The organism is Pseudonocardia kujensis (assembly GCF_021283305.1).
GTDB classification, from domain to species: Bacteria; Actinomycetota; Actinomycetes; order Mycobacteriales; family Pseudonocardiaceae; genus Pseudonocardia; species Pseudonocardia kujensis.
Genome location: NZ_JAJSOK010000080.1, coordinates 20,680 through 33,937, shown reverse-complemented (window position 1 = coordinate 33,937; position 13,258 = coordinate 20,680). Strand labels below are relative to the sequence as shown.

The 13,258-nt window shown below is 75.0% G+C and carries 13 protein-coding genes; 5 read left to right on the top strand and 8 right to left on the bottom strand.

The features are described from left to right. The 3 genes from LWC35_RS33905 to LWC35_RS33895 form a co-directional block, all read left to right on the top strand. The coding region (locus tag LWC35_RS33905; RefSeq protein WP_232874584.1) for a circularly permuted type 2 ATP-grasp protein at nt 1–1,975 on the top strand (1,975 nt) is incomplete at its 5' end. Then, on the top strand, nt 1,972–2,838 hold the full coding sequence (locus LWC35_RS33900) for a transglutaminase family protein (protein WP_232874583.1): 867 nt from the start codon (nt 1,972–1,974) through the stop codon (nt 2,836–2,838). The genes LWC35_RS33905 and LWC35_RS33900, both read left to right, overlap by 4 nt. Before the next feature lie 8 nt (nt 2,839–2,846). After that, nucleotides 2,847–3,851: a zinc-binding metallopeptidase family protein gene (locus tag LWC35_RS33895; RefSeq protein ID WP_232874582.1), complete on the top strand. Its 1,005-nt coding sequence runs from the start codon at nt 2,847–2,849 to the stop codon at nt 3,849–3,851. Here the strand turns inward: LWC35_RS33895 and LWC35_RS33890 are convergent. Next, entirely contained in the window at nt 3,836–4,042 is a 207-nt protein-coding gene (locus tag LWC35_RS33890; RefSeq protein ID WP_232874581.1) for a hypothetical protein, read from the bottom strand. The genes LWC35_RS33895 and LWC35_RS33890 overlap by 16 nt on opposite strands. A 111-nt stretch (nt 4,043–4,153) precedes the next feature. After that, a complete protein-coding gene (locus LWC35_RS33885) occupies nt 4,154–4,648 on the bottom strand; it encodes a pyridoxamine 5'-phosphate oxidase family protein (RefSeq protein ID WP_232874580.1) in 495 nt (164 codons plus the stop codon). Nucleotides 4,649–4,856: 208 nt separating this feature from the next. Here LWC35_RS33885 and LWC35_RS33880 point away from each other — a divergent pair, with 208 nt between their 5' ends. Then, entirely contained in the window at nt 4,857–5,267 is a 411-nt protein-coding gene (locus tag LWC35_RS33880; protein WP_232874579.1) for a DUF488 domain-containing protein, read from the top strand. Here LWC35_RS33880 and LWC35_RS33875 read toward each other — a convergent pair. Continuing rightward, on the bottom strand, nt 5,227–6,351 hold the full coding sequence (locus tag LWC35_RS33875) for a GuaB3 family IMP dehydrogenase-related protein (protein WP_232874578.1): 1,125 nt from the start codon (nt 6,349–6,351) through the stop codon (nt 5,227–5,229). The genes LWC35_RS33880 and LWC35_RS33875 overlap by 41 nt on opposite strands. A gap of 32 nt (nt 6,352–6,383) precedes the next feature. Then, nucleotides 6,384–7,889 carry an IMP dehydrogenase gene (guaB, locus tag LWC35_RS33870; protein ID WP_232874577.1) on the bottom strand — a complete coding sequence of 502 codons (1,506 nt, stop codon included), beginning with the start codon at nt 7,887–7,889 and terminating at the stop codon, nt 6,384–6,386. Nucleotides 7,890–8,131: 242 nt separating this feature from the next. On the opposite strand from guaB, the gene LWC35_RS33865 reads away from it, so the two are divergent. Continuing rightward, nucleotides 8,132–8,515 (top strand): DUF5319 family protein, encoded by a 384-nt coding sequence (locus tag LWC35_RS33865; RefSeq protein WP_232874576.1) that lies wholly within the window; start codon nt 8,132–8,134, stop codon nt 8,513–8,515. Nucleotides 8,516–8,597: 82 nt separating this feature from the next. On the opposite strand, the gene LWC35_RS39870 is transcribed toward LWC35_RS33865, so the two are convergent. The 4 genes from LWC35_RS39870 to LWC35_RS33840 form a co-directional block, all read right to left on the bottom strand. After that, nucleotides 8,598–9,758, bottom strand: a complete 1,161-nt coding sequence (locus LWC35_RS39870; RefSeq protein ID WP_308194732.1) for an anti-sigma-D factor RsdA — start codon at nt 9,756–9,758, stop codon at nt 8,598–8,600. Next, on the bottom strand, nt 9,759–10,331 hold the full coding sequence (locus LWC35_RS33850; RefSeq protein ID WP_232874575.1) for a sigma-70 family RNA polymerase sigma factor: 573 nt from the start codon (nt 10,329–10,331) through the stop codon (nt 9,759–9,761). A gap of 754 nt (nt 10,332–11,085) precedes the next feature. Further along, nucleotides 11,086–11,682 (bottom strand): response regulator transcription factor, encoded by a 597-nt coding sequence (locus LWC35_RS33845; RefSeq protein ID WP_037046231.1) that lies wholly within the window; start codon nt 11,680–11,682, stop codon nt 11,086–11,088. A 166-nt stretch (nt 11,683–11,848) separates the two neighbouring features. Further along, nucleotides 11,849–13,243: a hypothetical protein gene (locus tag LWC35_RS33840; protein ID WP_232874574.1), complete on the bottom strand. Its 1,395-nt coding sequence runs from the start codon at nt 13,241–13,243 to the stop codon at nt 11,849–11,851. Nucleotides 13,244–13,258 lie beyond the last annotated feature (15 nt).

The following is a 13,258-nucleotide window of genomic DNA, read 5'->3' as shown; positions in this document are numbered from 1 at the left end:
GGGGTACGCGATGGCGAACCGCCGGGTGGTCGCGCGGGTGCTGTCCGCGCTGCACCGCCGGTCGCGGATCCGCCGGCTCGGCCCCTTCTTCGAGGCCGTCCGGGCGGGCCTCCAGGCCGGCCGGGACGACCGGCGGATCGTGCTGCTGCATCCCGGCCCGGACTCGGAGACGGCCTACGAGCAGGCGATGCTGTCGTCGTTGCTCGGGTTGCCGCTGGTCCTCGGCTCCGAGCTGACCGTGCGCGACGGCCGGCTGTGGCAGCACTCCCTGGGCCGGCTCGACCCGGTCGACGTCGTGCTCCGCCGGCTCGACGCGGACCGGTGCGATCCCCTCGACCTGCGCCCGGACTCCCGGCTGGGCGTGCCCGGCCTGCTCGAGGCCGCCCGGCTCGGCACCGTCACCGTGCTCAACGGGCTGGGTGCCGGGGTCGCCGAGAACCCCGGGCTGCTGCCCTTCCTGCCCGCGGTGTGCCGGGAGCTGCTCGGTGAGGACCTGCTGCTGCCGAGCGTGCCGACCTGGTGGTGCGGCGACCCGGCCTCGCTCTCGCACGTCCGCGCCCGGCTCGGCGAGCTGGTCCTCGCGCCCGTCGCGCGGGGGCACGCCCCGGTGCGCGGCGCCGACCTCGACGCCGCCGGGCGGGCGGCGCTCCTCGCGCGCATCGGGGCGGAGCCGCACGCGTGGGCCGCGCAGCAGGAGGTCGTGCTCTCCACCGCGCCCGTCGTCACCGACGCCGGCGCCGAGTCGCGGCCGGTGACGCTGCGGACCTTCGCCGTCGCCTCCGGGGCGGGGTGGGAGGTGCTCGACGGCGGGCTGGGCGCGGCCGCACCGGCACTCGCGGGCGGCCCCACGCCGGCCAAGGACGTCTGGGTGGTCGGCGAGCGCCCCGAACGGGCGACCGCCGGGACCCCGGACGAGGCCGGCGGCGGGTCGACGGCACCGGCCGGCGTCTCCCCGCGGGTGGCGGAAGAGCTGTTCTGGCTCGGCCGTTACGCGGAGCGGGCCGAGGACACCGCCCGGCTGCTGCGCGCGGTCACGGACCGCTGGGCGGACTTCCGCACCTCCCCCGAGCCGGCGGGCGCCGGCGCGCTGCGGGCCCTGCTCGTCGCCACCTCCGAGATCACCCGCACGACGCCCGGCTTCGCCGCCCTGCCGCCCGACGACGACCCCGGCCCGGAGCTCCGGTCCCTGCTCCACGACCGCACCCGCCCCGGCACCCTCGGCTTCGCGGTGCACCGGCTCATCCGGGCCGCGCAGGCCGTGCGCGAGCAGCTCCCCACCGACAGCTGGCTCGTGCTCGGACGGCTCGACATCGTGCTGCGGCGCCTGGCGGCCCGCGCCTGGTCCGACACCGGACCCGACACCGAACCCGACACCGAACTCGACGCGGGCGAGGTGTCCGAGGGGCTGAACCGGGTCCTCGAGGGCCTGCTCGCGCTGGCCGGCACCACGGCGGAGAGCCTGGTCCGCGACGCCGGCTGGCGGCTGCTCGACGCGGGCCGGCGGGTGGAGCGCGCCCAGCACGTCGTCGCGCTGCTGGCCGCGACGCTCGGCGACGCCCCGCGCGGGCCGGCCGACCGGCTGGTGGTCGAGTCGGTGACGATCGTGGCGGAGAGCGTGCTCACGCACCGCCGGCGCAGCGCGGGCCGGCCCGGCATCGCCCCGCTGCTCGACCTGCTGCTCGCCGACCGGGACAACCCGCGCGCGGTGGCCCACCAGCTCGACCGGCTCGCCGACGACCTCGCCCACCTGCCCGGCGGCGTCCCGGGCTCGTTCGACGCCGCCTGCGCCCGGCTCGCGGCCGCCGACACCGCCGCGCTCGCAGCGCGGGACACCGCAGACGGCACCCGCCCCGCCCTGCGCGCGCTGCTGGCCGGGCTCGGCGCGGATCTCGACCGGCTCGCGGAAGACATCGCGGCCGCGCACTTCACGCCGCAGCGCCGCCCGCATCCCTACGACGTCCTGGCCGCGCCGTGACCACCTACCGCGTCACGCACCGCACCGCGTACGAGTACTCCGGCGAGGTCACCACCAGCTTCGGTCGGGCGCACCTGCTCCCCCGCACCCAGCCCGACCAGCGCTGCACCGACGCCCGCATGGTGGTCCACCCGGCGCCGGACGAGCTGCGCGAGCACGTCGACGCCCTCGGCAACCGCTCCATGTACTTCTGCGTCCGCACCCCGCACCGCGCGCTCACCGTGCTGGCGGAGAGCACCGTGACGGTCGCCCGGGCCGTGGTGCCACCGGCGCTGCGCGCCTGGGAGGAGGTCCGGGACCGGAAGGACGTCGACGCCCGGCCTTTCGCCCTGCCGTCGCCGCGGCTGCCGGCCCAGCCGGAGGTCGCCGACTACGCCGCGCCCTCCTTCCCGCCCGGGCGCCCGCTCGGCGAGGCCGCCGCCGACCTCTGCCGGCGCATCCACGCGGACTTCGCCTACGTCACCGGCGCGACCACGGTCCGCTCCACCGTGACCGACCTGCTCACCGGCGGCGAAGGCGTCTGCCAGGACTTCGCGCACCTCGCGGTGGCCGCGTTGCGCACCCGCGGGCTGCCCGCCCGGTACGTCAGCGGCTACCTGGAGACCCGGCCGCCGCCCGGGAAGCCGAAGCTGCGCGGGGTCGACGCCTCGCACGCCTGGTTCTCCGTCTGGACCGGCGACGGGTGGCTCGACCTCGACCCGACCAACGACCGGGTGGTCGACGACTCCTACGTCGTGCTCGCGCACGGCCGCGACTACGGCGACGTGCCCCCGCTCAAGGGCGTGCTCTTCGCGGACTCGGCGCGCAGCACGATGGCCGTGGCGGTGGATCTCGAGCGTGTGGCGCCGGACGGGACCGGGTAACGAGCCCCGTGCGCGCGTTCGCCTGCCCCCACTGCTCCGCCCTGGTGTTCTTCGAGAACTCGGTCTGCCTCACCTGCGGCACGGAGATCGGCTTCTCCCGTGCGGAGCGGACGATCGTGCGGGCGGAGGGCCGGCACCGGTGCGCGAACCGGCGGACCGCCACGTGCAACTGGTTCGCCGACGCACCCGGCGCGTTGTGCGACTGCTGCGCCCTCACCCGGACCCGCCCCGCCGACGACGACACCGACGGGCTGGCCGCCTTCGCCCTCACCGAGCAGGCCAAGCGGCGGCTGCTCTACCAGCTCGACGACCTGGCGTTGCCCGTCGTCGGCAGGGACGAGGACCCGGTCGGCGGGCTCGCCTTCGACCTGCTCTCCAGTGCCCACGAGCCGGTGACGACCGGGCACGCGAGCGGCGTCGTCACCCTCGACCTCGCCGAGGGCGACGCGGGCTACCGGGAACGGATGCGCGTGCAGCTCGCCGAGCCCTACCGCACCCTGCTCGGGCACCTGCGGCACGAGACCGGGCACTGGTACTGGGAGGTGCTGGTCGACCGGCCGGGGCGCAACGAGGAGTTCCGTGCGTTGTTCGGCGACGAGCGCGAGTCCTACGCCGACGCCCTGGAACGGCACTACTCCTCCGCCCCGCCCGCGGGCTGGGAGGACCGGTACGTCAGCGCCTACGCCACCGCGCACCCGTGGGAGGACTGGGCCGAGACCTTCGCGCACTACCTGCACATCCGCGACACCTCGCAGACCGCGGCGGCGTTCGGGATCAGCGTGCAGGGCCCGCTCGACGCCCGCGAGGACCTCACCTCCGAGCCGCACGAGTCCGAGAAGGACTTCGACGCGGTCATCGCGGCCTGGCTCCCGCTGACCTACGCGCTCAACGCCGTCAACCGCGCGATGGGCCACGCCGACCTCTACCCCTTCGTGCTCGCCCCGACCGTGCTGGACAAGCTGCGGTTCGTGCACGACCTCGTCATCGCGCGACCCGCCTACGTGCCGGCCTGACCCGCCAGCCGTTCGATCATCACGCTCGTCGCGATCCCGTTCGCCCGCTGCACGTGATCGTGTGGCTGGTCCTGCTCGGGGTGTTCGGCGTGGGGATCGGCGCGCTGTCCTCCGCGCTGGCGATCGCCGGCCCGCAAGACCGAGTGGATCTTCTGGGCGGTGCAGCAGCCGCCGCTGTTCCCGCTGCTCATCGTGCACACCGCCACGATCTGAGCGCGCCTCGCCCCGGGGGGCGAGGCGCGCCCGGTTCCGACCCGGCGCACCCGTTCGCGCCGACCGTGCCCGACGTCGGCCGGTGCGGGTCAGTGCTTGCGGACCACCTTCTCCTGGCCGCCCGCGCGCCAGACCGTGACGTCGAGGTGCCCGCCGCTCACCTCGACCGCCGACGCCCCGACGAGCCGGGCGCCGAGGAACCGGTCGAAGCGCCGCCCGCGCAGGTCGAGGCCGGTCTCGGCGAACAGGTGGTCGGCGAACCGGGCGTGCAGGTCCTCGTCCTGCACGTCCTCGACCGTGCCCCAGACCTTGGCGTCGCCGTCCGACACCTGGGTGTCGACCGTCGCGGTGTGCAGCGTGAAACGCGGGTCCCGCTCGAGGTCGCGGAACTTCGCGGTGTCCGGCATGCCGACGAGCCAGAGCCGGTCCTCGAAGAACCGCGGCTCCATCGGGCAGATCCGTGGGAAGCCGTCCGGTCGCAGCGTGCCCAGGAAGCACAGGTTGCCGGTCGCGGCGTGCCGGCGGCGGAAGATCTCCGCGATCCGCGGCGCGACCTTCTCGAACTCCTGCCAGGAGGTGGTCATACCGGGACGGTAGGGCCGAACCCTGACAGGTCCTGTCCGGTTCGGCGAGCCCGATCGGAGTTTCGGGTGGGCGCTTCCGCCCGGTCGCCGCGCCACCGGACCGGACGACGGGCTCGACCGCGGGCCCGTCCCGCCCCCATCCTGTCCACCGTGCTGCCCGGCGCGCTGTCCACCCGTGGGCGCGCCACCGCCGGCCGTGGAGGAGGCCATGGGAACCATCGTGCTGTCGCGCGTCCACGACCACGAGCGCCACGAGGGCCGGTCCTACCTGGTGGAACGGCTGTGGCCGCGGGGCGTCCGCCGCGACGACCTGCAGATGGACGGGTGGGCGAAGGACGTCGCCCCCAGCTCCGAGCTCCGGAAGTGGTTCGGCCACGACCCGGAGCGCTGGGCGGAGTTCCGCCGCCGCTACTTCGCCGAGCTCGACGAGCACCCCGAGGCCTGGCGGCCGCTCGTCGACGCCGCGCGGTCCGGCACCCTGACCCTGCTCTACAGCACCCGGGACCGCGAGCACAACAACGCCGTGGCGCTGCGCGACTACCTCGAGGCGCGGCTGGCCGACGGCCGACCCCGCCGGATCAGGCCCGGACGGTCAGCCCCACCCGCTGGAACTCCTTGAGATCCGAGTAGCCCGTCTTCGCCATCGCCCGGCGCAGCGCGCCGAAGATGTCGACGGTGCCGTACGGCGTGGACGACGGCCCGAACAGCACCTGCTCCAGCGTCCGGTCCGACGGGGCGAAGCCCGTGACGTCCGAGCGCGGCAGCGACGGGTGCGCGGCGGCGGAGGTCCAGTAGAGCCCGTCCGCCGGGGCGTCGGCCGAGTCGGCGAGCTGCTCGCCGAGCATCACCGCGTCCGCCCCGCAGGCGATGGCCTTGGCGACGTCACCGGAGCCGTTGATGCCGCCGTCGGCGATCACGTGCACGTACCGGCCGCCGGTCTCGTCGAGGTAGTCGCGGCGCGCCGCGGCCGCGTCGACCAGCGCGGTCGCCATCGGGACGCCGATGCCCAGCACCTCGTCCGTGGTGGTGGCGCTCGACTCCCCGTACCCGACGATCACGCCGGCCGCGCCGGTGCGCATGAGGTGCATCGCGGTGCGGTAGTCGCCCACGCCGCCGGCGACCACCGGCACGTCGAGCGAGTTGATGAAGTCCTTGAGATTGAGCGGCTCACCCTTGCTCACGTGCTCGGCGGAGATGATCGTGCCCTGCACGACCAGGATCTCGACGCCGCCGGCGAGCAGCGCCGGGGTGAGCTCGCGGGCCCGCTGCGGGCTGACCCGCGCCGCGACCGTGACGCCCGCGTCCCGGACCGTCCGCAGGGCCTCGGCGAGCAGGTCCTCCTGGATCGGGGCCGCGTGCAGCTCCTGCAGCATCCGGACCGCGGCGCTCGGGTCGTCCGAGTCGGCCGCCTCCACGACCCGGGCGATCGCGCCCTGGGCGTCGGCGTGCCGGGCCCAGAGACCCTCGGCGTTGAGCACCGACATCCCGCCGAGCTTGCCGATCGCGACCGCGGTGGCCGGCGAGACCACCGCGTCCGTCGGGTGCGTGACGAGCGGGATCTCGAACCGGTACGCGTCGAGCTGCCAGGCGGTCGAGACCTCCTGCGAGCTCCGCGTCCGCCGCGACGGCACGATCTCGACCTGGTTCAGGTCGTAGGCACGACGGGCCTCCCGGCCCATCCCGATCTCCACGAGGTCCCGCACGGGTGACCAGCGTAGAGGAGCGAGCCGACGGGTCAGCGAGCGGCGTAGTTCGGGGCCTCCACGGTCATGGTGATGTCGTGCGGGTGGCTCTCCTTGAGCCCGGCGGCCGTGATCCGGACCAGCTGGGCCTGCTGGAGCTCCGGGATGGTCTGCGCGCCCGCGTAGCCCATTCCGGACCGCAGGCCGCCGACGAGCTGGTGCACCACGGACTGCAGGGGGCCGCGGAACGGGATCCGCCCCTCGATGCCCTCGGGGACGAGCTTGTCCTCGCTGAGCACGTCGTCCTGGGCGTAGCGGTCCTTGGAGTAGGACTTGGCGCTGCCGCGCGACTGCATGGCGCCGAGCGAGCCCATCCCGCGGTAGGTCTTGAACTGCTTGCCGCCGACGAAGATCAGCTCGCCGGGCGACTCCGCGGTGCCGGCCAGCAGGCTGCCGAGCATCACCGTGGAGGCGCCGGCCGCGATGGCCTTCGAGATGTCGCCGGAGTACTGGATGCCGCCGTCGGCGATCACCGGGACACCGGCGGGCGCGCAGGCGCGCGCGGCCTCGTACACCGCGGTGATCTGCGGGGCGCCGACGCCGGCGACCACGCGGGTGGTGCAGATGGAGCCCGGCCCGACGCCGACCTTCACCGCGTCCGCCCCGGCCTCGACCAGGGCCTGGGCCCCGGCGTAGGTCGCCACGTTGCCGCCGACGACGTCGACCGACTCGCCGACCTCGGCGCGCAGCTTCGCGACGGTCTCCAGCACCCGCCGGGAGTGCCCGTGCGCGGTGTCGACCATCAGCACGTCCACCCCGGCGTCGACCAGGCCCATCGCCCGGGCGTACGCGTCCTCGCCGACGCCCACCGCGGCGCCGACGACCAGCCGCCCGTCCGGGTCCTTGGTGGCCAGCGGGTACTTCTCGGTCTTGTTGAAGTCCTTGATCGTGATCAGGCCGCGGAGCACGCCGTCGCCGTCGATGATCGGGAGCTTCTCGAGCTTGTGCCGGCGCAGCAGGCCGAGGGCCGCCTCCGCGGTGACGCCGACCCGCGCGGTGATCAGCGGGGCCCTCGTCATCACCTCGTGCACCGGGCGCTGGTGGTCGACCTCGAAGCGCATGTCCCGGTTGGTGATGATCCCGACCAGCTTGCCCTCGGCGTCGGTCACCGGGAGGCCGGAGATGCGGTACTTGCCGCACAGCGCGTCGACCTCGGCCAGCGTCGCGTCGGGCGAGCAGGTCACCGGGTCGGTCACCATGCCGGCCTCGGAGCGCTTCACCACCTCGACCTGCGTGGCCTGCTCCTCGGCGGAGAGGTTGCGGTGCAGCACGCCGAGGCCGCCGGCGCGGGCCATGGCGATCGCCATCCGCGCCTCGGTCACGGTGTCCATCGGCGACGACACCAGGGGAACCCTGATCCGCACCCGGCGCGAGAGCTGGGTGCTCGTGTCGACCGCACTCGGCACGACGTCGGACTCCGCGGGGAGCAGCAGTACGTCGTCGAAGGTGAGGCCGAGCATCGCGAACTTCGGCGGCAGTCCGTTGATCTCGCTCGTCATGGCTGGTCGTGCACCCTTCACCGGACGTCCCAGGCGGCCCGCTCGCGGCTCGGGTGGACCACCGTCGCAGGACACCATGGTATCCGGGCCTCCGAGCGCCTCCGGTCCGCCGTGGGGAGTCGCCCGACACACCCGGCATCCGTGGCGCGCCGGTGTCCGTCCCCAGGCCGAGTGAGTTGTCCACAGGCCTGTGGGTGGACCGGTGGACAGCTTCCCGCCCCCCGGGCCGGACGCGGTACCGTGTGGACGTGGCGTTCGACGGCCTGCCCCCCGACCCCTTCGCGGGCGATCCCTACGACCCTGCCCTCTCGCTCGACGAGGCCGGGGCGGAGGACCACGAGGAGCTGACCGAGGAGGAGCGCGAGGAGGTCGTGGCCGACCTCGCGGACCTCGCCGTCTACCAGGCGCTGCTCGAGCACCGCGGCATCCGCGGGATCCTGGTCGACTGCGCCGACTGCGGCGAGCAGCACTTCCACGAGTGGAACCTGCTGCGCTCGAGCCTGCAGCAGCTGCTCGACGAGGGACAGATGCGCCCGCACGAGCCCGCGTTCGACCCGGACCCCGCGCACTACGTCACGTGGGAGTACTGCCGCGGCTACGCCGACGCCGCACTCAGCGACGACTGACCCGAGGCCTCCGACCCCGGAATCGCCGAAGGCCCCCCGACCGGACCGGTCGGGGGGCCTTCGTGCGTGGTGCGCCGGAGCCTCAGCGCGTGGTGGTCGCCGGCTCCGTGCTGGGCTCGGCCGTGGTGGTCGAGCCCATCGACGTGGTCGTCGTGCCGCCCGGGGCGGTGCTCGGCGACGGGGTCGCCGGCGACGGGGTGTCCGCGCTGCCCTCGGGGGTGGCCGACGACGGTGGCGAGCTCGGCGGCACCGAGCTGCTCGGCGACGGCGGCACGTTCGCGATCCGCGGGTCGACCGTCCGCGGGTCCCGGGTGCGCGGGTCGTGGTCGTCCGCCGGCGAGGTCGGCCGATCCGGACTCGACGACGGCGTGGTGCTCGACGAGTCGGACGCCGGACCGCCGCCACCCGGCTGGTCCTGGTCCTTGTCGCCCTCGGTCGACGGCTGCGGCCGCGGGGTGCCGTTGAGCAGCGGGGCGCGCGGGTCGGTCGGCTGGCCGGCCGGCGTCTCCCGCACCTTCTGCGACAGGAAGGTCTGCTCGGCGGCGAGGTAGGTCTTCCCCTCCTCCGGGCGGACCTGGTCCAGCAGCGGTGCGAGCGCCTGCAGGTCCTGCTGCGCGCCGGTGGTGTCGCCACGCTCGAGCTTCGCGTTGACCTGCTCGATGCGCTGCTTGACCTCGACGGCCGCGAGCTTGGAGTTCGCCGCGTCCTTGTAGAGGACCTGCGTGACCCCGAACAGCGGGCTGCCCGGGTCGGCGTCCTGCGCCCCGATCGAGACGCCCGCGATGCTGAAGACCAGCAGCGCGGCCGCGCCCGCGAGCGGGATCAGGTGCCGGCGCCGCGAGGAGGGCCGCTTCACCGAGCCGGACTCGAGTGCCGCCACCGCGGTGTCGAGGTCGACCAGCTCGGGGAGCGGCTCGGCGTCGACCTCGGCCTTCCACGCGGCGAGCATCGCGACGACCTTGTCGTCCGCGTCGTACCCGCCGTGCCCGGGGGCCGAGACCGTCATCCCGGCGGCGAGGGCGCTGATCAGCTCGTCGTCCGCCTGGACGGCGACGAGGTCCAACGGCTCGTCGGCGTACTCGGCGTCCTCGGCACGCGCCGCCGGGAACGGGATGGGCCGGTTCGGCACGCCGTGCGGGCCGGCGGTGCGGTGACCGTTGGTGCCGCCGCCGTTCGCCCCGTTGCGGGGGCGGCCGAAGGGGTGGCCGCCACGGATGCCGTCCCGGTCGTCACGGTCGGACACTCAGACCACCTCCTCCTCGGGCATGTTCTTCCGCAACCGGGCGAGCGCCCGGTGCTGGGCCACGCGCACGGCCCCGGGGGTGGAGCCGACGGCGTCCGCCGTCTCCTCCGCGCTGAGTCCCACGACCACACGCAGGACGATGATCTCGCGTTGCTTCTCGGGGAGCTGGTCGAGCAGACGCGACATCTGTTCGGACAGCTCGACGCGCAGGGCGCGCTGCTCGGGGCCGTCCCCGGACTCGGCGGAGTCCGGCACGTCCGCCACCGGTTCGGACCGGTTGCGTCCTGCCGCACGGTGCGCGTCGATCACCTTGTGCGACGCGATCCCGTAGACGAAGGCCAGGAACGGGCGTCCCTGGACGCGGTAGCCGGGCAAGGCCGTCAGCACGGCCAGACACACCTCCTGCGCGACGTCGTCCGCCGAGACGGACGACCGGTCCGTCCCGCCGAGGCGCGCGCGGCAGTACCGCACGACCAACGGCCGGATGGTGGCCAGTACACGTTCGACCGCTCCGCGGTCACCTGCCATCGCAGATGCCACCAGCTCGTCGAGAACGTCTGTCGGTTCACTCATCGCGCAGAGTCGTCCAGGCGTTACGCAGCATGTTCGTCATCATCCGTTCGGTGAGGCCGACTACGGAGAGTGCCGAATCGGGATCTCAGTGCCGACCACCGTAGCGAAGCCCCCGGAGCGTCCGGGAACCGCTCTCACGAGTGAGGACGGACGAGAGGTGCGCTGGTTGCGGTCCGTACCGGCGCCGACGCCGACGTGTCGGACCGCGTCGACGAGCGGTCCTCCGTGGGCGTGGGCCGAGTGCGGGGCGTCACCGGGCGGAACCCGGTCGAGTCGGTCACGCGCGGCGACGGGCGGCCCGGGCGGCTGGCGGGAGCAGCGCCGGGAGGGCACGCAGATCGAGGGGGGACGCACGGAGTCGTCCGGAGAAACGGAGTCGTACCGAGCCCCGCTGAGCCGTTCTGCCCCGAGCCGTTCGGAGCCGGTCGGGTCCGTACCGGGCTGCACGGAGCTGCACGGAAGGGCGCACGCGGCCCCCGCGGCGCGGTGGCGCGCCGGGAATCGATCGGCCGCGCGGCGGGGGCGGGCCGCGCGGCGGGCACGACGGCCCGTGGCGCCGGGGAGGGGCGCGCACGGCGGTCGTGCGGTGGCGGAGCGCACGGCGGGACGGACCCGGCCGGTGCGTGGCTGCGCTGCGACAGCCACGGCCCTCGGCCGCGTCGTCCGCCCGATCGCTCCCACCCGGACCCCGTCCGGGTGCTCGTGCTGTGCTGCGGGACCCTGCGGCCCCGCGGGTGGTGCTCGCGCTACCGCGTCAGGACACGAGGCCGCGACGGAAGCCGTGGGCCACGGCCTGCGCGCGGTCCCGGACGCCGAGCTTGCGGAACAGCCGGCGGGCGTGGGTCTTCACGGTGTCCTCGGACAGGTAGAGCTCGCGGCCGATCTGACCGTTGCTCTTGCCCTGGCTCATCCCGCGCAGCACCTGCAGCTCGCGCTCGGTGAGCTGCACGCCGGGGTCGGCGGGCGCCCGCGGCGTGGGGACCGCGGTGGAGGCGAGGGTGTGGGCGAGGGCGGCCACCAGCTCGGGCCGGGAGGCGTCCCAGCGGAGGTAGCCCCGCGCACCGCCGGCGATGGCGGCGGCGATGCTGCCCGCGTCGTCGGGGGCGCCGAAGACGATGACGTTCGCCTGCGGGTGGGCCGCCACCAGACGCCTGGTGGCCTCCACCCCGGTGGGCACCGCGCGCTGGGTGCCGACCAGGACGACGTCGACCGGCTGCCGGGAGAACCGGGCCAGCAACTCGTCCCCATGGGCGACGCAATCGATCCGGTGCACCCCCGGCACCGCGGACATCACGCGGGTGAGACCTTCGCGGACGCTGCGACGATCGTCGCAGATGAGTACCGTCGTCACGACGATTCCTTCCTGCAGCTTCCTGCAGCCGGGTGATGTGTCACCCTCCGCATCGGCGGGTGACCGGATCACCTTGACACGATCAGGGCGACTTTGTGCCCTCCATTCGGGACCTCTGCGCCGAACGGCACTCGTCATGTGGGTGACTAAGGACCGAATGGAGTAATTACACTACCGCGAGCCTCCTCTCACCCGGAGGCGCCTCCCCCATCAGGCGCCGGCCCCTCCCCTCGGATCGGGCACGGATGACGCTCAGCGTGGCCGCTGCGGCGTGTCGTCGGCCCGTCGCGCCGTTCGGCGCACCGATCGTCGATCGGAGCAACCGATCGGACCTCCGATCGTGTCGGAACGACCCCTCGGAAGGCGGGCCCGACGGTCGCGCGGCGGCGCCGGGCGGATCGGCCGCCCGGGACGCCTCCGGGAGGACCTCCGCGGGCCCCGTCCGGGGGTTCCGGGAACCCGCCGGCGCTCCCTCCGGGGCCCCTGGGGGCGGGGATCCCGGGGCGACGGTCGCCGAGGCCGCGGCGACCCGCCGGACCACCGTCGCGGCGGCGTCCGCGGCCGCCAGCAGGGCCGCCCACGCGAGCGGGAGCAGCCCCGCCGCGGAGGCCTCCGCCGCGACCGTGTCGAGCACCGCCAGCGCCGCCTCCGGAGCGGGTGCGACGACGCCCTCGGGTCCCTCGACAGCCCCCGTGGTCCCCCCACCGTCCCCCGCGGCGGCCCGCACAGAGGCGACCACCGCGGCGAGGAGGCGGGACTTCAGCAGGTGCCGTACCGAGCCCGCCGCCGCAGCCCCTCGGACCGCACGGGCGGCCGCCGCGGACGCCGTGTCGAGATCGGCCCGGGCGAGCGCCAGCTCCGCGTGCACCCACGCGGTCCGGACGGCGGGCCGCCAGGGTACGGAGCCGGCGACGCCACCCTCCGGCGCAGCCGCCAGGACGGCATCCGCCCTGGTCAGCAGCCGTGCAGCTCGGTCGAGCCCGCCCTGTCCGAGCGCGTCGGCCGCCAGCCCGGCGAGCGCGTCGACCCGCGCGGAGAGGAGATCCGCACAGGCCCTCCCGAACCCCGACGCGGCGGCCCCGTGATCAGCAGCGGTCGCCTCACGGCCGGCCCGGTCGACGTGCCCGGCCGGTCCGGACACGCCCCTCGGCGAGGCCCGTGCGGACGCGGCCGTCGCCGTGCGCGGCGGGACGCCGCGGGTGCTCGCCGTAGCTGCCGCGGCGGGTTCCGGGGCCGTGGCGCACCCGACTTCTGACGAGCCTCCAGGGACCCCGGCCGTGAGCGCCAGCGCCTGCCCGTCGAGCCGCTCGGCGAGGGCGTGACCGCCGCGCTGCCGAAGGTGCGAGGCGCGGGCGACGAGGGCGTGCGCACGGATCTCGACGGGCACCCGCGGCTCGCGCCGGAGGGTCTCCAGGAGGGCCGCCGCAGCGGCGTAGTGGCCCTGCCCGCCGAGGGCCACCGCGGCCGCCCAGCGCACCGCAGGCCCCGCTCGTCCGACCCGTCCGACCGACACGCCGGGGTGGGCGCCGAAGGCCACCTCACTCAGGCGGTCGTCGTCCAAGTGGGCGGGTCCGTT

Excerpts from the sequence above, each read along its gene's own strand:
- LWC35_RS33880 (WP_232874579.1), top strand. The coding sequence starts at position 4,857 with ATGGGAACCATCGTGCTGTCGCGCGTCCACGACCACGAGCGCCACGAG.
- LWC35_RS33890 (WP_232874581.1), bottom strand. The coding sequence starts at position 4,042 with ATGAGCAGCGGGAACAGCGGCGGCTGCTGCACCGCCCAGAAGATCCAC.
- LWC35_RS33850 (WP_232874575.1), bottom strand. The coding sequence starts at position 10,331 with ATGAGTGAACCGACAGACGTTCTCGACGAGCTGGTGGCATCTGCGATG.
- LWC35_RS33885 (WP_232874580.1), bottom strand. The coding sequence starts at position 4,648 with ATGACCACCTCCTGGCAGGAGTTCGAGAAGGTCGCGCCGCGGATCGCG.
- guaB (WP_232874577.1), bottom strand. The coding sequence starts at position 7,889 with ATGACGAGCGAGATCAACGGACTGCCGCCGAAGTTCGCGATGCTCGGC.